The sequence below is a fragment of the Paenibacillus sp. D2_2 genome, from assembly GCF_031199965.1.
GTDB lineage: Bacteria > Bacillota > Bacilli > Paenibacillales > Paenibacillaceae > Fontibacillus.
The window spans coordinates 2,804,067-2,824,640 of the sequence record NZ_CP133605.1 but is presented as its reverse complement, the minus strand read 5'-3'; the positions used below and the strand labels follow the sequence as shown (position 1 = coordinate 2,824,640).

Sequence of the window (20,574 nt, the reverse complement as noted above, 5' to 3'; positions counted from 1 at the left end):
ATTTTTTCATTTAGTTTAATATTGAGAAAAAAATCACATACTATGAATGATGAAGCCACGTAGCACATAATAGGTCGATTTGAGAACGAATTCAATTGAATTAGCGATTTATTGGAAGCAAATAACATTTAAAAATTATGAATTAGAACTGTGCAGAATGAATTAAAGGAAAAAACGTATACGCATTTTTATAAATAATTAATACATACAAATAGATCAATAAATAATTAGTATTTGGCGATCGAGGAACCGACTTAAGAAAAATTTATAAGTAGAATACAAAATAAGCGAACAATTTAATAAATGCATATCATATGATGGTGGGATTTAGAAATTGAGAGAATCAAGGAACGATTTAGATCGGATTCTATACGTTTATTCAAGACTTCTTCACAAAACTCGTATTTTGTACATATGTCTTTCCTCACTTGATTATAGATTTCTTTCCGTCTATACTTCGGGGTGAACACAATATGGTATTTGAACATCCACTTTGTGTGAGCTAGACTATAATAGCTCTTGTTTGCCATTTAAGACCATTCCTTTCATTGAGACTGAACATTTCAATTTTATCGGGATGGTCTTATTGGTCAAACCCTTGAGCCCTCCACCCGCATAGCGGGTGGTTTTATGTTTCGCACGCTATCGCGTGCTCAACTGACTAAAGTCATAATAAAAAACCTTCGTTTAATAGACGAAGGTTTTATTGAGAGGATTTAAGCTTTATTCCTTTGACGATGCAATGTCAGGAAATAGATCTTTTATTAAATTGATATGTGCATTGTTATAAGTCAGAATACCGACTTCTTGCAAAAAACATTCCCCTCTTAGATGAAACGGTTTGTGTTGAATTGTAAGCATGTATTCATCATCTACGATAATTCGAGTGCCTCTTATATCAGGGTATTCCTTTGAAAAAACAGCTTTTACATTTGGCTTTTCTTTTATTTTTGAGACTACAGAGTTTGATCTATCCCCATGGCCAATATAGATCGCCGAATTTTGAGAGATTGCATCCATTAAGGCTAGCAAACTATATTCGCTCTTCTCTAACATGTACAAATTATCTGTTATAATGATAACCTCTCTAGGTTTCTTTTGAGTTAGAGATCGTAGAATGTCTTGATACTCTTGGTAAATCATAAGTCGATCTGTAAAATAACTGTTGTAGATCTGATCCATGTCTACACTTGAACTTTGGAGGTGAGTCACCAACTCAAAGCGCTTATCTTCTAAAGTTTCTATGTCATACGCTTCTTCAGGATACCAATTGAAGAAGTTAGATTTTCTTCGTTGTTTGTGCTCCCATGTATCATAAATCTCGTCAAATGATTTAGGATGATTTTTCATTTGATCTCTTAGACATGTGTAATATAAATCTTTATTATCACTGCTTATCAGATCAAACACAATGTTGTCAGTATCTCGGGAGTAGTAAACATGTGCTGGAATTTGATCGTATACGCGGTCAAAATCCTCAATTGAAATGACCCGGTATAATTCGTCCATACCAATCGTTTCATCATCCATATATCTATCCCGATTAACTCTAACTCTTATATTATATAATTCCCTGATTTCATGTTCGTAGGTAGTGAGAAAATCGCCATTTAAATCTTTAATATTATTTAGGTAAACCATACATTTAGATCTATTCCTAAACTTGGATCTCATCACGCTCTCATCTTTTACAATTTCTCCAGTGAGCATATTGAAATAGACACTGTCCATAAAATCCGGTTCAATTCGTATGGATCTCAATCCAAGTAAAACTTTTCTTCCGGCATCAGTCAGGGAGATTAGCTTCCCCATATGACTAATGTAATCAGCTACACCGAGCTCCAGAAGAATTTTGTCCAAATAGTCTTTGTCTATGCCAAGGACTTCACCTATCTCATCATAGTTCGTCCATTTCTGTTCAAGAAGGCGTAGTACCATCTCTTGCGCCAAAGGCAGTAGATATTCCCGACGAGTAGTTATATTTAACTTCATACGAACGTATGGAATGCCGATCGTAATTGTTTTTAAATAGATTAGCCCCTCAATATTGGGAGGGATTTTTGATTTCAAATCTAGAATGTATTCATTTTCTCGCATCACTTGGCTCCTTGTATTCAATAATTTCACAGCCTTCTTTTTGAGACATATATCGGTCTATTTCTGGAAGTTTATTTGTCGGTTGTCTATTCCCCATGAAATGATCTTTGTCTCCAACGATTATTAATAATCTTCGCGCTCTGGACAGTGCCACATTAATTCTCTGCGCTGACTTTTGAAATCCAATGTCATTATCTTTGTTGCTGCGGACGGTGCTATAAATGACAATGTCTTTGTCTTTCCCTTGATATGCATCTACCGTATTGACCTCAATATTCTTGATGTTTTTGAAGTCAGCTCTCGCAACAAAATCTCTAATGATAGATTTTTGATAGCTGTAGCCTGTTATTACTGCGATTTCATACCAACAAGCACTCTCTTCTTTGTCAATATCCCATAGCATCTGTTTTATGATTTGAATTTCTTTTTCATTTTTATATGAGTTTGTATTTTGTTGCGTCTTATGCCTTTGTTCTCTCCGATTGTATTCCCTACTTGTACTCACCCATATCAGTTGTTTTCCTTGATACAACTGTAGTTCATGGGTTCGTTCTTCATCGGGAATTCCAGTTTGAATCTCATTACCATAAAAGACACTACTAATCATATCACCTATGGTTCGGTGCATCCGGTATTGCGTCGTTAAGCGGATTCGATTAGATTTCGGAAAGCTATCGTACAGGCGTTTGAATATACCACTCTCAAAATCTTCTTGTTTTCCATCAGAAGTTAGCTTGATAGCGTCTGTATTTAATACAGGTGGTAGCTGTTGATGATCTCCGACTAAAATCAGCCGGCTGCCTTTAAGGAGCGGTATAAGAAGTTCTGGTACACTTGCTTTTGCTCCTTCATCAACAATGACATAATCAAAATTCATATTTCTGGTAGATGGATTCGAATTAAAGCCTGTACAGGTTCCCGCAACAATCGTGGCATTTTCAATAAGCCGTGATTCTGAATCGCTGGCAATTCCGAGACGATCTATCCAGTTACGTTGGACTGTAGCGGTACGTATAATCCGTTGTTTTTCTGGTTCATCCTGGTATTTCGTTTCGAATTGCTGTATCAGCAATTCTTCCTCCTCTGAACGATGTGTTTGGGAGTGAATTTCAACATAGCGGTTTAGCTCATCCGTATCAATTCCATGCTGTGAGATCAGCTCATTCATCTTTCGGTTAGAGGCTTCTTTGGTTTCAATTGCCCATAAACTCCTGACGTTTGAGACACTAAATTTATCTCGAATCGCCGGCAATATATTATCATCTTGTCCAATCCGAATTACTTTTGTGCTAATATCTTGTTGAAAATCTAGCCCTTCCAATACATTGTCAACAGCGGTATGTGATTGAGAAACAATGAGAATTTTATACTTCTCCTGTGATATATCGGCATTGTTACGATGTAGGATCTGATTAACAAATTCTCGAATTACCGTCGTTTTTCCCGTTCCAGGAGGTCCCTGTATTACGGCAATAGAAGATGTATTGAGGGCCACTTTTACAGAATCTTTCTGATTCTCATCTAATCTTTTGTTAAAGAAATTAACGTCATTAAAACCCCCTACTGATTTTGGGGTTTCAAAACCTAAGATGATATCGCGCAAATTTTCATTACATATGGCCTCATCGCTATTTAAAGCACGAATAGCGCTCATTTGTTTATCAACCAGATTAAGTTTAAAACGATAATCTTCTACGAGTTTCCCGAATTGGGAATTCCTTTGACTCTTTTTGGAGATTCAACTATGAGAAACACTGAATCGTCCTGGTAAGTAATTTCCTTGAACTTTCCAACAACTACTGGTTTTGCTCTGTGTTTACTATTTGGGTCTTCTAGTTTGGGATCAAATATGATGGTTGTTTCATTTGTAAATCCTAAGCTTTCTATTGTTGTATCTTTCAACTCAAACTCTGTCGTATGATCTTCTGTGTTATAGCGATAGTTTAAGTATTCAACGGTTTTTGCAGCTGAGACAAGCAAGTCTTTTTCGTTTTCTAGATACTCTGACCAAATTCCAAAAAATTTCTCAAATTCAGTTTGTTTCCTCGCATCCGATTGGTAATCGGTCCGATGATCGACGAGATCATTTACAACTTCAATGGTCTGGTGAACCACCTGTGTATTATTTCGTAGAGCTGTATGATTAAAGATAGGTTTACCAGCTATACGTAAGTACTTTTTCTCATAATGTGTTCGCTCAACCTGCTGTTTAATGAAGCTTATTTCATGAACTAAAAAATACTCGTCGTGCTCCCTATACAGGCCTTTCAAAAGATATCCATCTGTCGAGAAAAAAGAAACTTCATCGTCGTCGTTCAACCTGCCATGCTCAAGTTTTGAATCGACAAATCCATATATATCTTTTTCAAACCACTTGTTTAAGTATTGGTCAATAAACACATCAATGTAGATGCCTTTTGGCACAAATTTCTGTCTTTTGGCCTTCTCTATCATTTCATGAGTGAATATGATGGAGAATTTCGTATCCGACATTAGAGATCCCATGATCTGAGCTAGGTCTCGCTTGAGATCGGTGATAGTTTCATATCTTTCATCAAGCTCAGGGTTAACGGCCCTTATCAGGACGTCCTTTAATGATGGAATAATGTCGGAACTCCTTGAAATGGAATCCTGTAACTTATTAGGGAATTCGGGTACATTTCCAGTTAGGAGAAAGTAGATCGTGGCTCCTAAAGAGTAAATGTCACTTTGAAAAGAGGCGTTTTCTGGATGATACCCAACTTCTGGAGCTGTGTAATAATTAGAACCATATTTATAAGTCGTATCACCTGTAACCATCCCCTTGATCTTGGAGAGTCCGAAATCAATTAGCTTCGCATGTCTATAATCTACAATCATTATATTAGAGGGTTTGATATCTCTATGCAGTATGGCTTGGCTATGAGCAGCTTCAACAGCATCAATAAGCTGCTGAATGATTCTTATTTTGTCAATACTTTCAATTAACGATCGATCGATTGTTTGAAGGGTTTCTCCACTAATATGCTCAAGAAATATTCTCCCCTTTTGGCCGCCATTTTCACCAGGTGCGAACTCAAACTTATACATTTGGACAATATGATTATGGTGGAGCTTTCGTAAAGCTCCTACCTCTCTTTCAAAAAGAAGTCTCGTAAATCGATCCAGATTTCCTTTTGTCTCTTTTAAAACAATGTACTGTTGCTGTTCCATGTCAAAGTACCGTTTGATCAACGAAAATTCAGTTTCAGCAATTTTCTCTAGATGCCGTGAATTAATATCCATCGATAAGCCTCTTTTCATGCATCATTTTTCCTATATTATATCATAATGATTTGAAAGAAATGGAATGGAATACACGTTTGCACCTAGTTCTATCTGGCTTTAAAAAGTGATTTTTCGGAGTTGAGACCAGCTTGGACAAGGATTTTATAGGAGATTAAATGCGTTTCCCTAGTATTCATATACACAAAAAGACCCCAACATTAGCCAGAGCTCTCGATTACTTAATTAAACGTCTTGTATTAAAGCATTAATGAGCCCAAAATGGGTCTTCCTCTAACTGTTCCTACATCTCTGCTTTACTTCCACAAGCACATTAGATAATAACAATAATAATGAAGATAAATAAAAATCTTTTTCATACCCCTTCGCATCTTTTTAGATAGAACGTAATTAAAATGGGAATATTGCATTACCCTTGCGATTCATTCTTTGGATTAACCGCCGTCGATGACATCATATCGGGAATGTAACAATGTTCTTGTCATCTGTCGGGAATGTTATCAGGTTCTTGTCATTGAGTTTTGACAAGAACTTGATAACATAAATATAAAAAGCCGCTTGATCAGCGGCTTCTAATGTTACTATGTTTTTCTCACCCGACACGACGTATGACTACTAATGACACAAATGTGTCTACATTAATGACATAAATTTGGCTACATACTTCCCTCTTAGTATAATATTTAGTGAATTATGTGATATTTAATCAAATGACAATTTACATTTTGTAAATGCCAGATCTCTACTTCACAGTAACCCTTTGCTAATAAAGCTGACAGATTCCTATAATTCTATAAGAAGAAATCGGTCGCCTTTTTTACTAGTTTTGAAACAAATCTATCAAGAGTTCTGTAGCCTCCGCTATTCGCCTGAGAACATCAGCGTTACCTGATTTATCAACGAATGAATTTGATTATCACGATATGTTCGCATAAGGCTTAGCTGGTTCGGTGAACTGCCCAAGGCCATCCATTAAAAACCACGCTGAGCACCTCATGCGAGATGCTTCAGCGCGGTTAAGAGTCTGGAAGCCAGTTCGCGATCGGTTAGTCTTGCGGCCGATTGCCTGGCTCCAGGCCGGATGACGATACCGTCATCACCGGTTTTACAGTAAGATCGTTATGTACTCGAATCTGGCATGATAAACGGATGTTCGATTCCGCAATGCCTTTGGCCTGCAGAAGAGAGGCTTCCGTTTCACTAACCGGACCGGTGTCTCCATCCACCACTTCGACCCGGCACGTCGTGCATTTGGCGTTGCCGCCGCAGCGGTGCAATATGTCTACCCCGTTATCCTCCAGGGCAAGCACAAGTTTAGTACCTTCTACAACTTCATAAGAGCCTCTTCCTTCAATTTGAATTGTCGGCATCTTGGATTTCCCCCATTCCTAATTTGGTAGCTGCGCAATCAATAGTTTATCATGTGCAATATCAATAATCATACTATCCAAAATCGCGATCTGTAAACAACCGAACGTGTCACTAGTTAACCTTTAGCTTTCTGTGTTGGAAACGCCACTGCAAGGAATCTTTGCTCTCCACTCTGGTCAATAACCAATTTCATAAATGATAACGAATTGAACAAGTTATATTGATTGGCCTTTAGGACACAAATATCTATATAAAATGATAGAAATTGCGGGGTATATATTCGATTGAGATCACATAAATACATATTTATCCCTTTTAAGAATGTCATACAAAGGTATATCCATTATGATTTCTCCAATTATTATAAATTTCCCCTATGCCCCGTCTTCATGTGCTTCTTTCAAATCAATTTTGTTCATTATGGTCGCGTTTTCGTTATATTATTAAGCTATAGTGTCCCGTTAGTTGAACATTGATCTGCCGAATAAATATTTTCTCTTCTATTAAAACTTTGTTGTAGATCAAAAAGAAATTGCCGTCTGAAAATTTTATATTCTAGTGAGAATTTAGTCCTTCAATTGTTTAACATTTTTGAAAAATACTTAGGAGTCTCCTTAAAACCTTGTCTCTCATAAAATTTATGAGCATCTATTCTTCTGGAATGACAATGAACTTGAATAATGCCACATCCCCTTTCTCTGGCAGATGCAGTGGCATATTCCTCTAATTCCTTTCCAATTCCTTTACTTCTAATTGAGGAGTCCACAACAAGATAATTAATCAATGCAATATCTCGTTTCATACCCAATTGTGGGATATAATGTAGAGAGATACAGGCAACAAGGCGTTCTTCATTTTCGTAAACCAATAATTCTGCGTTCGGATCAGTAAGAAGTTTCTCCATATTTTCTATAATAAAAACTTCGGAATCCGGATAGCCTAATTGCGTCAATAGTTTGGATATATCTTTCCCATCCTCCAATTTCGCAACTCTAATCATAATTTTCACCTTCATTCAATTATTTAACAATTCATAGAATACTGTCGAAGAGCATGCCCTCTCGGGTAGATGCTGGATTTTCACCTTATAGGATATCACTGATCGACATAAATCATATTTTGTCTTGTTATATATAATTACAATGCGCAACTATAACCCCTCCACAATAATCATGTCATTATTTTAGTGAAATAACTAGAACCACGATGTGACTGTTTCAACGCAGATGTGGTTTATTGTTCATTGACCATAACTCATTAAGAATGCCAGCTAGCTTAACTACACTTTTCTGTAATAGCCCTCAAATCTAAAATCCTCTGCTTCTATGTCATTTGTTTAATAAGAATATCCAATAAAAATGACCGTGGCGCACACGTCTCATTTGTCGTCATTGCCTCGAAGTGCTTGTTTACGAATTAGGTAACTCTTTTTCTTTCTCCCGTTACATTACCAGAGTCAATAATAAAAATAGTCCATTTGTTAAGCCATGTACCCATACTGCAGGCCAAACAGAATTTGTTCGTTCATACGCCCATGCAAATATGATCCCCCAAGAAAATTCGCAGGCATCGCGTTATAGGTAGGAATATGGACTATCGTAAAGAGACTCGCACTCAAAAACATTGCCCGACCAATGCCTAATCGGGTTCGCAGCCAGCGATAGATAAAACCGCGATAGAATATCTCTTCGTATATAGGCGAGATGATCACTGCTGATGCAAACGCAATGAATACACTGAAGACCGTAACATTCTGCTGAATTGATTCCGTCTTAGAATTTTCAAATGTATTGCCGATATAGCTGGTAAGGATCATTACGATGGTGCTGCCTATAATCAGCAAGAACGTCCATAACAGAATTCGCCACCAATCCTTCGCAGGAAAGGATCTTAAACCCACTTCACTCCAAGAAAGCTTTTTAGGACGTAGCCCTATGAAATACACTCCCAGCATTAATACTATTGCTATTGTAAGCCCTGTCAATGTTCCTGAATACAGCTCATCTCCAAGCGATTGCGCATATACGGGTTTTACTACAAATTTAATAAATCCGATAACAAATACAAACTCTAGCAACAGCAAAGCTACAAACTCTTTCCATGTCCAATTATCCCTTTGTTTCCAATGCGTTAAGTGATCAGTCATTCCCTTACCCCTTTGTCTCTGTGATATAATTCAAATATATTGGGTGACGCTACGTCACCTGCAAGCATTTTTTTTGGAGGAATATCATGAGTCATTGGACAACAGGACAAGTATCCAAACAAAGCAATGTTTCTGTAAGAACACTTCGCTACTATGATCAAATTGGGCTCCTTACACCTAGCTTTAAGGACGAAAGCGGACGCCGTTGCTATTCCGAAGAAAACTTGTTTACTTTGGAAAAGATCATACTTCTAAAATCTCTCATGCTTCCACTCGATGAGATTCAGAATTTATTGGATAAGCTATCCTACCGAGAAATACTAAAAGCTCACTATAATCATCTTCAAGAACAACTTTCTTCGCTCCAAACTAGCATCTCCAATACGACCTCGCTCATCAACATGTTTGATCTTGAGGGAGAATTATCGTGGAAACGAATTTCACATTTAGTACAGACAGCCAAACATAATTCGAAAAAATGGATTGAATATTTTGAAGATGACGAGAAGGATTTTTTAGAACAAGTGCTTCCTAGTCTTAGTAAAAGCGACCGAATCACCCAACAATATATTTCACTATTACGGAGAATTGAATGGTGTCAGCAGCATAGCATATTACCTGAATCTGAAGCTGGCTATCAGATTGGTTGTGAGTTGATTGCAGTTTCCAATGATACATTTGATGGAAATGAAGAGTTAATGAATAAGTTTTGGGAAGTAAGAAAAATGCCGTCAGAGACAACTGGACTGTATCCTATAACAGATCAATCACTGGAATTTGCAGAACGTTGTATTATCTATGCAGAGCAATTGCTGAATAAAGAAAATGAATGATTGGTTTCTTAACACTATATATCTGAGTGAAGAATGTCTTGCCAGTTTGGAAGCAGCTCATAGTCTCTAATGTGTTTGTATTCTAGAACCATTACAGCTACCGTTTGGGATAGGTGTTCAATTTAAGTTGAAATAAGGCTCTTCCCTATTTTCAATCTAAGGCTAGGGAAATCATTCTATTCCTCCGAAACGTCCCATTCAGCATCCATCAATTCAAATTTGCCATCATAATCTCCTTAATCGAGAATTATTGTTGTCATAATCTTGCTTTCTAGTATAAAATATCTGCATTGCTCGGTAGTCCTAAGCATTCCGTTTTATTCCATGTTCAAAATCGGTAGATTGCAAATTCCATCGTTAAAGAGGTGTACATTGGGTGTTATGATATGGATTGATCTAGTCGTACTTCTCCTTTTGCTTACTTTATGGATTTATATATTTGCTTCGGTTACCATAACCAACTTGCACAAGGTTTATTTGGGGTTCCATTTTTTCATGATGTTTTGGCCTTTTTGCCAGTTTGCCATCAAAACAACGGAGGATATCAGGTTACAATTATTTTATGTGAAACTCGCTTTTCTCGATCTGGCTTTTCTTGCCGTCGGATGGCTATTCTTCACACTCCTATTAACAGGGTATTCTCTCAATTCGCGAAGAAGATTATGTTTTGCAATTCCGGTTCCCGCTTTAATCGTAACGCTTGGGGTCATTTTCAATCCCAATGCTATGTTTGTTCAGCCTTTGCATGGCGGTTTCATTCAAAGAACGTATGGACCGTTTTTTTGGATTACGGCTGTTGTCTTAGTCGGGTATGGTATCGTGTCTCTTTATATTATCTATCAGACGCTGGTTTCGGATCATTCGCCCCGGATCAAAAAACAAGTGAAGCAAGTGCTCAGAGGAATTTTGGTCATGGTTGCGTTCATTTGGGCGGACATATTTATAAATGTGGTCCATCCCTTCTCCCAAAGTGTGACTCCAGGACTGACTTCTCTTGGCATTCTATTATCTGCTGTCTTTTTTGTTATTGCCATACATCGTGATAAAGTCTTTAATCTAATTACGATAGCCCATCAGGACATTATTAATACAATAACGCTCGGGATTCTGGTACTTGATGAGAATGAAATGATTATGGAAATCAATCAGTCACTTCCTTCCTATATCGATCTACAGATCGGAGAACCGGTTCGACATTCATTCCATTTCCCCACTGCGGGAGCCTTCAAACAGCACGAAAGCGTTCTTGAAAACATACATGGAATGCCCTCTGGGAAGCGCAGATATCGACGTATCATTACAAAAACAAGGTCAGCATCATGTCCATATTCATGTTCACGTTTCTCCAATCATGGTGGGAAACTCCCGGGCGGGACGCATTATTACTTTCCAGGATATGAGCGAAATGCGTCGTCTCATTGATGAAACAACGTCACAAAACGAAGAGCTGCAAGAGAGTAACCAATCGTTAATCGCAATTCAAGAGGAGCTGTTTCTTACCAACCAAAAACTCCGGCAGCTCGCGATTACAGACAGCTTAACAGGTTGCTATAACCGGAATTATTTGATACAGCAGTTGGAACGTGAGATCACAATAAATATGAACGATCAGTCGCCTTTTTCAATTCTGTTATTGGATATCGACTTTTTTAAATTAATCAACGATAATTACGGCCATTTGGTCGGAGATGAGGTTATATGCGGAACGGTGAACGTTATTAAACAAAAGATTCGGCATACCGATATTTTGGCCCGTTTTGGCGGAGAGGAATTTATTATCTACTTGCCTCGCATGGAGTCGACGGAAGCACATCATTTGGCTGAGCAAATCCGGTCTGCGGTCGAATCCAATGCGATTGCCGTTTCCCATGCCTCTAGTTCTTTATCCATTACGGTTAGTATAGGGTTGCTATCCACTCGTTTCCCGATTCATATTTCTTCAGATTACGGAACGATTATCAACGATCTATTTCAAGCTGTAGATCAAGTCCTATATCAAGCCAAAAGAGAAGGACGCAACCGAATTGTTAGCAGCATAAAATAAAGTTTTAGTTCTATTCCGTACATAGCCATGAAAACGGTTTATTCAATCTTCTAACCAAAAAAGCCGATAACCGCTGTTAGCCCAAGGTTTGTCGGCTTGCTTCTTATAAGAGATCAACCTCTCTGCATCCCTAATATCTGATACAGCTCCTGAAGTGTACGAATTTCATAGGTCGGAATAATATCCGTATTATTCGGTTTCCCATCCGGATTAAACCAACAGGTGTCCATACCCACCATCTGTCCTCACTTTATATCCGAGCTTAACGAATCCCCGATAATCAATGCCTACCGCATTTTAAAATTTATCGGTGCTTCTGCTTCCTCATAATTCATATTTTCAATTTTGAAACATATTTTTCGACTTGTAGTCGAATTGTTTTGTTCTCATCAGAAGGGTTCCCCCTCCACTTTGGACGTTCTATTAATTTATCTTTATCTGCTCGTATCCGAATCCAATACCTTCATTTTTGGAGATAGTTCCATTTTATATGAGGTTATAGGCTTTATCTACGATTATCCTCCAAAAGCATATTTATCAAAGCTGCTTCAATCTTTATCATCATTTTCTGCTTTATCACTATTTAGGGTACGGTTCCCCGCGCTGTCTGTAACGGCAAGTATTACGAAAAAGAGGGAGCGCTGTTATGCCCCTCATAATCTTCAACTCATTCCAATTCCAAAATTGACTCACCACTAATTATTGTTCCATTAACTTTCCCCTCGCAAATTTCTTTCATTGAGCCCGGCTTGTCAAAATTAAACACATGCATTGGCAGATTGTAGTCTCTAGCTAAGATGAAAGCTGATTGATCCATTACCTTCAAGTTATATTTTAAAACATCGTTGTAGTGAAGTGACCTGAACTTCCTTGCTTCTTTGTCGAACTTAGGGTCTGCATTGAGAACACCATCTACGCCTTGTTTTGCTACTAACAATGCTTCACAATTAACTTCGATTGCCCTTTGAACGGAAGGGTAATCCGTTGTAACGTAGGGTTGCCCGTTTCCGCCTGCAAAAATTACTATATAGCCCTTTTCTAGATGGTGAACTGCTCTTAGTCTGATATATGGTTCTGCAACTGATGTAATAGGTATTGCTGTCATCACACGAACTTCTTTGTCTGTTTTGGCTTTAAGAACTCCTCGAAGCATCAAGCTATTAATAACAGTAGCAAACGTCCCGATGTTGTCAGCTTCTGCTCTTTCAATTCCCCAGCTTTCCGCCATATTACCGCGAAAAATATTCCCTCCACCTATTACTAATGATACTTCTACACCTAGATTCACCACTGACATAATTTCATTAGCAATATGGTCTAACCTTTCGGGCTCAAAACCAAATTCCGTGTTTCCGGCCACAGCTCCACCACTTAATTTAATAAGAACTCTCTTGTACCTTGTCAAATTAACACCTCCGCGCAAATAAAAAACACTAAAGCAACGAATGCTTTAGTGTCTTAATGGAACGAGAATATGAAATTGTAACAATCGACTTATCACAAGCCTTCCGTTTCCTCCTCATATTCCCACTCCTTCCAATAGTTATTCATCAATTTATTCTATACTACGTGAGGGTAACATGCAACACCGAAAGTGACAGAATTTCAATTATATATTATTTCAATGAGCTCCTGTTCTACGGGGCTTTTTCTTTGTCCAGCCATATCCCGAAACCTACACACATATATACAAATCCATCCCCGCAAGGAACTCCGCAAAAAAACTTGCCCTTATTTGTGACGGTTCACCGCGTCCTGCCCGTTAGTATAACGAGAAAGCAACCGATAACAATATAAGTTCTTCTCCTTAGCACAATAAGAAAGGACAAAAGAATGGTCCTTTTGAAATAATCTATCAATCTGTCACTCAGTTATATTTTTAATAACTGCCATTTCCTTACCGAACCTATCAACAGATTTATACGTCTATAATGAAAATAACAATTCTTTATTAGAAAGGGGCTATTTAAGATTAAAAAATCATTTGTTGTATTAATTTTATTTTTTACTTTTCTAAATTTAACAAGTTGTGACGGAGGGCACAGGGCGATGGAGGAAAAGAGATTGCTTCTTCTAGTTGGCCATACGGCAAAATGATTGTTTTTAATAAGCATTCTTATCTTGGAACCGACGAAAAAGTCGAGGACATTGATAAAAAAATTGGACAAATAAAATATTCCTCAGACAATGAAGAGAACATGAAAGCGGATAGCTTCTCAAACTATTATCCCGTTGGTACAAAGCTATACAAGATCAAAGGTATTAACGAAGGGGCTGCAATTGCAGTAGAACTTGAGAAAGACATATATATTAAAGCCTATAATAAAAAAAAGTAGCAGTTTGATAACTGCTACTTTTTTTATTAATTAATTTTCTCTGCAGATCATACTTACTTATAAGTGTCTGAGTCTTTTGGTTTTTATATACTTCATTGTTTTCTGTTGTCAGGAGATTCTGGTCAGTAACCTTAAGGAAAACTGAGGTGTCCTCGTTTACAGCACGATAAGTACCGTCATCATTCATCCTAAGGAATAATACTGCCACCCAGATAAACTTCAGGTAGGTCAGATAGGTCCCTCGTCTTTAGCATCGCTGGATTTTTTCGTACCTTTACTCGTATAAGGTTTCGGGGCGCTTTGGGCCCGGCGGGCTTTTGCATCCCAGCGGGTCCAGCCTTTCTTACCCGTGCCTCTACCTGTTCCACTCTTACCTTTTGATTTGCTCATATAGATCACTCCGTTACATGCAGTATTCTTATTTTGGTCATATTCATTTCTTTAAACTAATTAACCAGCATGTTGAAATATACACCACTACGGTCATTATGTACATACTGTAAGCATCAAAGCCCTTTCTTGGATGACTATTTTTTCCTGATAGGGTGAAGTAGTTATAAATCACTCGGTAATTCCCGATACGTCTTATTCTCGAACTTCGTAAATACGATGCGAATAGTATTATTCTATTCGAGGCGAAAGCCTACAATTGTAGGCTTTGCCCCATCACCCGGTAAACATCCATCCAATCATGCGTGATTACTATCTGCATACTGTCTACATTTGCAAAGGTTTATTTTAATTTTTTAATCAACCAAGCCTTTATCAATGGCAGAACTGTTATTGTGTAGAATAATCCTTCTTGCAGGATTGCAAATCAATTAGGACCATACTTTGAAGAAGAATCCTAACAAAGGGAAATTCCATTTTTTTCAATGATATATTACTCTTTGTTTGGTAAAATACTGCATGCTGGACCCTGACGAATTACGAGTGCATCGTAACACATCCAGACACTACTAAGTAAGGAGTTTACCAAATTGAAGAAGCTGCTTTTGACTTGCATGGCCCTCATGTTAATGTCGGCTACCTGGATTTCGCCCGTTTTTGCAGGATTCAAGGATGTGGATGATAACAATAAGTACAATTGGGCTAAGTCGTCGATTCACGATATGAATCTACGCGGTATTCTGACTGGATTTCCCGACGGCACTTTCCGGCCCGACCAGCCTGTAACCAAAGCCGAATTTACCGTCATGGTGTATCGTCTCTTCCCACTACTCCGCAATCCTGGGGTTGATACAATCACCATTCCCTGGGTCCCAGAGAATCACTGGGCCAGCCGGGAATTTGCCGAGCTATATAGTACTACTTAATTGTTTCCTTGGTATTAACATCCCCTTCGAAGCGTGCTTACTAAAATCTAAGGTCATATTCACAACAATCGTCACCGTTCACATTGCATTTTACTTCCTTGACTACCACTCTCTTCCCCAATATTTTGGTCAATGCACCTTCCATAATGGCTCCCTCCAAATCGCAAACGAGCTTTCCATCCATAATCGGTAACCCTTCGCAAAAGCAATCCTCTACTGCTATACGCATAGTTCGCTCATCCTGTTTAATAATCTTAGGAATTCCGATCTTTAGCTCTTGGAATATTTGTAGCAATTCGTTGATCGAATTGACCGGAAGATTTTCGCCTATTTTGCGTCCGATTGTGAGCGTCGTACCTTTCCCCCCATTGGCAAGCCTTGATACATGCCGATCAGGCGGATCGTTCGAAATAACTCCAACGGAACCTGACTGCCAAGATTTTTTCTGTCAATCATTTTCATGTCACTGAATGTAAACTGATCTTGAGTCACACTTCAACACTCCCTTATTCAAATTCTTCTAAGAAGAAACGGATAATTTCTTCAGCAGGAACCAGATCACTGCCTCCAAGCCAACCATTGTTCTTGATGAACATCGATCTGCGCTTGATAATAGTTTCGAAGTTTATCCAAACTCTGATGGAAATGTATATATTTGATCTGGATCAAGATTTTTGGTTTGCTCCGGTAAACAAAGTCATTATACCATCCGCGTTTTATCGATTTGTGAGGCCAGTCACATATGCTCGAAAAAGTTCGTTGTAAAGTATAGGAACAAATTTACAAGGAAGACATATCTAATCGTTAAAACAAAAAGTCGCGATTTCCGCGACTCTTTAAGCGTATAAGTTCTTGGCCTCCGACATCGCGTGGCTAGCTTATTTATTTAATTAGTTATTTGATAGCTATATTGGATGTGACCGCTTCGTAGGTACAGCAGTGCTGTTAGAACAGGTACATGATAAAGAAATTAAATAGTCAAAATTTTGAAATCCTCCAATGAAGGACAACTCCTTCAGGATCAAACCTAAACCTAGGCATCTCGTTTACGGTAAAATACAATAGCTACTGTAATAAAGATCAGTGACCATAACATTAAAATACCTGTCCCTTGCAGTGGTGTAAGGATATTTATTTCATTAGAGGAAGGCGGCATATACATATAAAATCCTGCTGTATCCGGAAAATAATTAGGCAGAATATCTCTCGACAATGGACTGACAATGAAATAATAACCAAGAAGTATTACTAAGGTAGGAGTGGTTCGTCTTAGTAAAGCACCTACAGCTGCACTGAGAAGTGTGGTTAATGTTAGATAGCCTGTTGCTCCTACTAATGTTCTTATCATGGTATCTATTTCAATCACTACTGCTCTGTCTCTCATCATAATAAAAGTATATAGTATACCTGATCCAGCAATAATGAGCGCCACAGGAATAGTTATAATTGCCAATGCCATAAGCTTCGTGAATAATTGAAACCCACGCCAAGGTATCGTAGTTAATGTAGTTCGAATCTGTCCACCAGGTATACTCCGAACAAGCAGCTAAGATCCCAAGAATAATGAAACCTGCTTGAAGATATCCCATAGAAGCAAGTCCTACATTCAGTATACTTTGCGTTCCTACTGCTCCTTGTAGACCAACAGAAGTAAATGCTGCGGCTAAAACTAAATTAACAATGAATGTACCCATAAGAGTGCGCCATATCAATGGTAATGTTACTAATTTGTCCAGCTCAGCACGAAGGATGCGTGTTATCTTTCTACTTGAAGAGACTCTCATGAGGCAACGTCCCTCCTATGGAATATAATAGCTGCAACAATGAAAAGAACGATTACCCAAGCAAACATGACTAAACCACCTGTAAACGGGGTGAGAAATCTGTCGCCAGTAAACATAAACATTTCAAGGCCAACTCGATCTGGTAAGTATAACGCCAACTTTGTAATCTTAGAAAGCAGGAAACTGAATGATACAAGGGATGTATTTATGATGAGCACAGCAAGCGGAATAATGCCATTCTTAGTTAGAACCGTAATCCCAAATGCTAAAAGAGCAGTGAATGCCCAGTAACAAACTGCTCCGATCAGTTTAGACCATTCAAATGCAGGGGTATAATCACCGAGAATAAGATGCGTGGCTGACACAGTTGTCAACATAGCAACAATACAAAGCAGTATGCTGATCACTGTCACGACGCCTGCTTTTGCCAACAAAAAATGAAGCCGTGATGAAACAACCGTTAAACTTGTTGTAATCTGATTCCCTCCACCAGATTCACTGCTCTCTGTCAAATACTCACTGCTGACAGCAAGAACACCAATAATAATGACACCTTGCACACCAAGAGCTAATCCAATATAGCCAACTTCCGATAGCCGTGTGCTAACTCCAGCTATTATCTCACCTTTTTGCGCTATACTGTCCAAGGCAGCAATGACCGCTGGGGCAAATGCTCCAATAAGAAAGGCAAGCCAAATGCTCGGCAGGGAGAACAATTTAGATAATTCTGCGTTGAATGCTCTCATATAACAACACCCGCATGTTCAGATGTCAGGGCAAAAAAGGCTTCCTCTAGAGAAGAATGGTTACCTATGACTTCTTCCAATGATCCATCTACAACGATTTTTCCATGATTAATAATCACCACATCATCAACCGTCTCTGCAAGTTCTCCCATGAGATGACTAGATAGCAACACCGTGTTACCAGACGCAGCACGTTCACGTAAAAATGTCCGAATCCAGCGAATTCCTTGTGGGTCGAGCCCATTTACGGGTTCATCTAAAACCAATATTTTTGGATCACCAAGAAGTGCAGCTGCCATTCCAAGTCTTCTCCCCATACCAAGGGAATAACTCCCAACTCGTTTACCAGCTGCATTAGTAAGACCTACTATTTTCAGAACTTCCTCGACACGTGAGCAAGGCAATCCTGTGGCACGAGCAATCCAACGCAAGTGTGCCCGTCCTGTTCGCATACGATGAGCTCCAAATCCATCAAGTGCGGCCCCCACTGTTGCTAGAGGATTATGTAATTCTGCGAATGGCTTGCCATTAATTAGTGCACTCCCTGAGGTGGCATGATCTAATCCAAGCAGGATGCGAAGTGTAGAACTTTTACCTGCCCCATTTGGACCTAAAAAACCAGTTACTCTACCGGGCCTAGCTTTAAAACTGATACCTGATAAGATTTCCCCAGTTCCGCGATGCTTGACTAAGTTATTAATTGTAAGCAACCATAACACTTCCTTTCTGTTATGGTTCTCATTATAAAGAAGCGAAGTTACATCTCGGTTATCATGGTGTTTACTTCTGGGTTAACTTTAGGTAACGCTCTACCAATAGCTACTCTTGTGCCATTTTCATTTGATGTAAAGTCAGCCTTCAGCTTCATTTTTTTCAACATATAATTTAAAGTCGATAAACCAATTCCCGCCCCATGCTCATAGGGAGAGTTATCCATACCAGGTCCTCTGTCTGCAACAATAATCAGTTCTTGTTCTACATCAACCACAATGTTTGCATATTTTCCCTCAGCTGCATGGCGAAGAATATTCTGAAATAAATTATCCAGAACCCGTGTCATCCATTTAGGATCTGCTTCCCAATAAAAAGTCTCCTCTGTCGGTAAATCAACGTCCAGCTGAATTTCTTTTTCTTCAAATGCAGGGTACCACGCAGCAACAGATGCTCTTACTAAACGTCCAATATCTGTTGATGTGGGCTCAAAAGGATGCTTCCCTGATGTAAGCAATGTATAGGAAAGTAAATCATCCATTAGATCTCCGACTCTTGTAATCGTATGGTTTATCTCCGTTAACGAGTTTTGTCCTTCTAAACTTATTGATTCTTTATTTAATCTGGTGACATGTCCTCTCAAAATGGTAAGTGGCGTTCGTAAGTCGTGAGATAAATTCGCAATGAGTCAATGTCGTAATAATTCCTCTTCATATTCTCGCTTGCGACTGTCTTCAAGCTGTTGAATCATCCAATTAAAAGAACTTCCCAACTGGTCTATTTCATCCATACGATCCGTTTGAACAGATATTGGTTTAGGAAATGAGTCATGATTAGCTGAAAATGACATGGCTTCCTGTAAGCGGGTAAGACGTTTACGAAGTCTCAAGAAGAACAGCCAAGACATTACAACAAATGCGACAATAATAAAACCAAATAAAAGTAGTGTAACGTAAAATAGATTTAACGTATTCAGATCTTCTCTATTGATAGCATCTCCATGGATAGAAAACCCAAAGAACGCAGAGATGAAAATAAGCAAAATTGGAGGGAAAAAGATAAATAGAAAATGTCCTTTTAGAAAACGACGAAATAATGATCTAGTCTGTTTCATAGTTTCACCCGGTAGCCTATTCCCTTCAACGTTTCAATAATCTCTGGGGAATCTGGATAACGTTCCAGCTTTTGACGCAGTCGATGGATATGTACCATTATTGTTTTATCACCAGTGATATAAGTTTCTTGCCAAATTGCTTCATAGATTTGTTCTTTTGGTAGAACTTGATTGGGGTGGCGTAAGAAGTACATTAATATTTGATGTTGTTTCCCTGTTAATAAAATTTCTTCTCCTGTGCGTTTGTCATATACCATTTGAACTTCTGGATCTACTTCAATATGAATTCCTAATGAAATTCGTTCGGAATGTGTTCCACCTCTCCGTCGGATTAATACTTCTAATCTTGCAACTAATTCATCCGTATGGAATGGTTTCGTTAAATAGTCATCAGCAAATTGTAAACCGTCTACCTTATCATTTATCGATGTACGAGCAGATAACAGCAAAATAGGAACAGCAGGAGCTGCTTTCTTTAATCGTTTTCCCACCGTAAATCCGTCTAACCCGGGTAACATGATATCCAAAATAACGATTTCATGCTGATGTACTTCTCTTTCGGCTCCCTCACCAGAAAGCAACCACTGAACTGAAAATCCTCGCTGTTCCAATTCTTCTTTTACCCAACTGCCTATTTTCTCATTATCCTCAATATATAATACATTTGTTTTCAAGTAACATCCCTCTCTCTATTGAGTTCACTATTAGACAGATTAACACAATCTAAAAAAGTTTGTTATCTCCCCAAACAGAAAACAGCCATCTCCACCCAGCGGACGGAAATGGCTGTTATGACGGTACCTGGCGGACGT

21 protein-coding genes and 2 pseudogenes are annotated in these 20,574 nt (G+C 38.5%); 5 read left to right on the top strand and 18 right to left on the bottom strand.

Translation table 11 applies throughout. The annotated features are described in order from the left end of the window. Positions 1-296: 296 nt before the first annotated feature. The 7 genes and pseudogenes from RE628_RS29655 to RE628_RS14345 form a co-directional block, all read right to left on the bottom strand. Complete coding sequence (locus tag RE628_RS29655) at positions 297-530, bottom strand: transposase (protein WP_375143083.1); 234 nt, start codon at positions 528-530, stop codon at positions 297-299. A 193-nt stretch (positions 531-723) separates the two neighbouring features. After that, positions 724-2,097, bottom strand: a complete 1,374-nt coding sequence (locus tag RE628_RS14370; protein WP_309159280.1) for a hypothetical protein — start codon at positions 2,095-2,097, stop codon at positions 724-726. Continuing rightward, positions 2,084-3,751: an AAA domain-containing protein gene (locus tag RE628_RS14365; protein WP_309159279.1), complete on the bottom strand. Its 1,668-nt coding sequence runs from the start codon at positions 3,749-3,751 to the stop codon at positions 2,084-2,086. Before RE628_RS14365 ends, RE628_RS14370 begins: the two co-directional genes overlap by 14 nt. Positions 3,752-3,789: 38 nt before the next feature. Continuing rightward, on the bottom strand, positions 3,790-5,361 hold the full coding sequence (locus tag RE628_RS14360) for a serine/threonine-protein kinase (protein WP_309159278.1): 1,572 nt from the start codon (positions 5,359-5,361) through the stop codon (positions 3,790-3,792). A 1,046-nt stretch (positions 5,362-6,407) separates the two neighbouring features. Then, the gene (locus tag RE628_RS14355) at positions 6,408-6,731 is read right to left on the bottom strand and encodes a 2Fe-2S iron-sulfur cluster-binding protein (RefSeq protein ID WP_309159277.1); all 324 of its coding nucleotides are present in this window, start codon (positions 6,729-6,731) and stop codon (positions 6,408-6,410) included. 575 nt (positions 6,732-7,306) lie between these two features. Beyond that, positions 7,307-7,732: a GNAT family N-acetyltransferase gene (locus RE628_RS14350; RefSeq protein ID WP_309159276.1), complete on the bottom strand. Its 426-nt coding sequence runs from the start codon at positions 7,730-7,732 to the stop codon at positions 7,307-7,309. A 442-nt stretch (positions 7,733-8,174) separates the two neighbouring features. Next, positions 8,175-8,878 (bottom strand): annotated as a pseudogene (locus tag RE628_RS14345) (lysostaphin resistance A-like protein). A gap of 86 nt (positions 8,879-8,964) precedes the next feature. On the opposite strand from RE628_RS14345, the gene RE628_RS14340 reads away from it, so the two are divergent. From RE628_RS14340 to RE628_RS14330, 3 genes are all read left to right on the top strand, one after another. After that, positions 8,965-9,711: a MerR family transcriptional regulator gene (locus RE628_RS14340; RefSeq protein WP_309159275.1), complete on the top strand. Its 747-nt coding sequence runs from the start codon at positions 8,965-8,967 to the stop codon at positions 9,709-9,711. Positions 9,712-10,035: 324 nt separating this feature from the next. After that, positions 10,036-11,133 carry a histidine kinase N-terminal 7TM domain-containing protein gene (locus tag RE628_RS14335; RefSeq protein ID WP_309159274.1) on the top strand — a complete coding sequence of 366 codons (1,098 nt, stop codon included), beginning with the start codon at positions 10,036-10,038 and terminating at the stop codon, positions 11,131-11,133. Further along, positions 11,117-11,755 (top strand): GGDEF domain-containing protein, encoded by a 639-nt coding sequence (locus tag RE628_RS14330; protein WP_309159273.1) that lies wholly within the window; start codon positions 11,117-11,119, stop codon positions 11,753-11,755. The genes RE628_RS14335 and RE628_RS14330 overlap by 17 nt, the downstream gene beginning before the upstream one ends. A gap of 113 nt (positions 11,756-11,868) precedes the next feature. Here RE628_RS14330 and RE628_RS14325 read toward each other — a convergent pair. Beyond that, positions 11,869-12,039, bottom strand: a pseudogene (locus tag RE628_RS14325) (HAD family hydrolase); the annotation flags it as partial. 383 nt (positions 12,040-12,422) lie between these two features. Continuing rightward, positions 12,423-13,160, bottom strand: a complete 738-nt coding sequence (pyrH, locus tag RE628_RS14320) for a UMP kinase (RefSeq protein ID WP_309159272.1) — start codon at positions 13,158-13,160, stop codon at positions 12,423-12,425. A 688-nt stretch (positions 13,161-13,848) separates the two neighbouring features. Between pyrH and RE628_RS14315 the strand changes: the two genes are divergently transcribed. Next, positions 13,849-14,091 (top strand): hypothetical protein, encoded by a 243-nt coding sequence (locus RE628_RS14315; protein WP_309159271.1) that lies wholly within the window; start codon positions 13,849-13,851, stop codon positions 14,089-14,091. 228 nt (positions 14,092-14,319) lie between these two features. Here RE628_RS14315 and RE628_RS14310 read toward each other — a convergent pair whose 3' ends face one another. Beyond that, complete coding sequence (locus RE628_RS14310) at positions 14,320-14,481, bottom strand: DUF3934 family protein (RefSeq protein ID WP_309159270.1); 162 nt, start codon at positions 14,479-14,481, stop codon at positions 14,320-14,322. A gap of 590 nt (positions 14,482-15,071) precedes the next feature. On the opposite strand from RE628_RS14310, the gene RE628_RS14305 reads away from it, so the two are divergent. Continuing rightward, a complete protein-coding gene (locus RE628_RS14305; protein WP_309159269.1) occupies positions 15,072-15,407 on the top strand; it encodes an S-layer homology domain-containing protein in 336 nt (111 codons plus the stop codon). 40 nt (positions 15,408-15,447) lie between these two features. On the opposite strand, the gene RE628_RS14300 is transcribed toward RE628_RS14305, so the two are convergent. The 8 genes from RE628_RS14300 to RE628_RS14265 form a co-directional block, all read right to left on the bottom strand. Beyond that, positions 15,448-15,636 carry a V4R domain-containing protein gene (locus RE628_RS14300; RefSeq protein WP_309159268.1) on the bottom strand — a complete coding sequence of 63 codons (189 nt, stop codon included), beginning with the start codon at positions 15,634-15,636 and terminating at the stop codon, positions 15,448-15,450. Positions 15,637-15,734: 98 nt separating this feature from the next. Further along, positions 15,735-15,899, bottom strand: coding sequence for a hypothetical protein (locus RE628_RS14295; protein WP_309159267.1), 165 nt, complete (start codon positions 15,897-15,899; stop codon positions 15,735-15,737). A gap of 541 nt (positions 15,900-16,440) precedes the next feature. Beyond that, on the bottom strand, positions 16,441-16,866 hold the full coding sequence (locus tag RE628_RS14290; protein WP_309159266.1) for a hypothetical protein: 426 nt from the start codon (positions 16,864-16,866) through the stop codon (positions 16,441-16,443). 321 nt (positions 16,867-17,187) lie between these two features. Further along, positions 17,188-17,937: an ABC transporter permease gene (locus RE628_RS14285; RefSeq protein WP_309159265.1), complete on the bottom strand. Its 750-nt coding sequence runs from the start codon at positions 17,935-17,937 to the stop codon at positions 17,188-17,190. Beyond that, a complete protein-coding gene (locus tag RE628_RS14280) occupies positions 17,934-18,647 on the bottom strand; it encodes an ABC transporter ATP-binding protein (protein ID WP_309159264.1) in 714 nt (237 codons plus the stop codon). The genes RE628_RS14285 and RE628_RS14280 overlap by 4 nt, the downstream gene beginning before the upstream one ends. Positions 18,648-18,694: 47 nt before the next feature. Then, on the bottom strand, positions 18,695-19,333 hold the full coding sequence (locus tag RE628_RS14275) for a sensor histidine kinase (RefSeq protein ID WP_309159465.1): 639 nt from the start codon (positions 19,331-19,333) through the stop codon (positions 18,695-18,697). A 3-nt stretch (positions 19,334-19,336) separates the two neighbouring features. After that, positions 19,337-19,762, bottom strand: coding sequence for a sensor histidine kinase (locus RE628_RS14270; protein WP_309159263.1), 426 nt, complete (start codon positions 19,760-19,762; stop codon positions 19,337-19,339). Then, entirely contained in the window at positions 19,759-20,436 is a 678-nt protein-coding gene (locus tag RE628_RS14265; RefSeq protein WP_309159262.1) for a response regulator transcription factor, read from the bottom strand. The genes RE628_RS14270 and RE628_RS14265 overlap by 4 nt, the downstream gene beginning before the upstream one ends. Positions 20,437-20,574 lie beyond the last annotated feature (138 nt).

Bases quoted from the DNA above. Each gene is read 5' to 3' on its own strand.
- RE628_RS29655 (WP_375143083.1), bottom strand. From the start codon at position 530: ATGGCAAACAAGAGCTATTATAGTCTAGCTCACACAAAGTGGATGTTC.
- RE628_RS14370 (WP_309159280.1), bottom strand. From the start codon at position 2,097: ATGCGAGAAAATGAATACATTCTAGATTTGAAATCAAAAATCCCTCCC.
- RE628_RS14365 (WP_309159279.1), bottom strand. From the start codon at position 3,751: ATGAGCGCTATTCGTGCTTTAAATAGCGATGAGGCCATATGTAATGAA.
- RE628_RS14360 (WP_309159278.1), bottom strand. From the start codon at position 5,361: ATGGATATTAATTCACGGCATCTAGAGAAAATTGCTGAAACTGAATTT.
- RE628_RS14355 (WP_309159277.1), bottom strand. From the start codon at position 6,731: ATGCCGACAATTCAAATTGAAGGAAGAGGCTCTTATGAAGTTGTAGAA.
- RE628_RS14350 (WP_309159276.1), bottom strand. From the start codon at position 7,732: ATGATTAGAGTTGCGAAATTGGAGGATGGGAAAGATATATCCAAACTA.
- RE628_RS14340 (WP_309159275.1), top strand. From the start codon at position 8,965: ATGAGTCATTGGACAACAGGACAAGTATCCAAACAAAGCAATGTTTCT.
- RE628_RS14335 (WP_309159274.1), top strand. From the start codon at position 10,036: ATGTTCAAAATCGGTAGATTGCAAATTCCATCGTTAAAGAGGTGTACA.
- RE628_RS14330 (WP_309159273.1), top strand. From the start codon at position 11,117: ATGCGTCGTCTCATTGATGAAACAACGTCACAAAACGAAGAGCTGCAA.
- RE628_RS14315 (WP_309159271.1), top strand. From the start codon at position 13,849: ATGATTGTTTTTAATAAGCATTCTTATCTTGGAACCGACGAAAAAGTC.
- RE628_RS14310 (WP_309159270.1), bottom strand. From the start codon at position 14,481: ATGAGCAAATCAAAAGGTAAGAGTGGAACAGGTAGAGGCACGGGTAAG.
- RE628_RS14300 (WP_309159268.1), bottom strand. From the start codon at position 15,636: ATGCGTATAGCAGTAGAGGATTGCTTTTGCGAAGGGTTACCGATTATG.
- RE628_RS14290 (WP_309159266.1), bottom strand. From the start codon at position 16,866: ATGGCATTGGCAATTATAACTATTCCTGTGGCGCTCATTATTGCTGGA.
- RE628_RS14285 (WP_309159265.1), bottom strand. From the start codon at position 17,937: ATGAGAGCATTCAACGCAGAATTATCTAAATTGTTCTCCCTGCCGAGC.
- RE628_RS14270 (WP_309159263.1), bottom strand. From the start codon at position 19,762: ATGAAACAGACTAGATCATTATTTCGTCGTTTTCTAAAAGGACATTTT.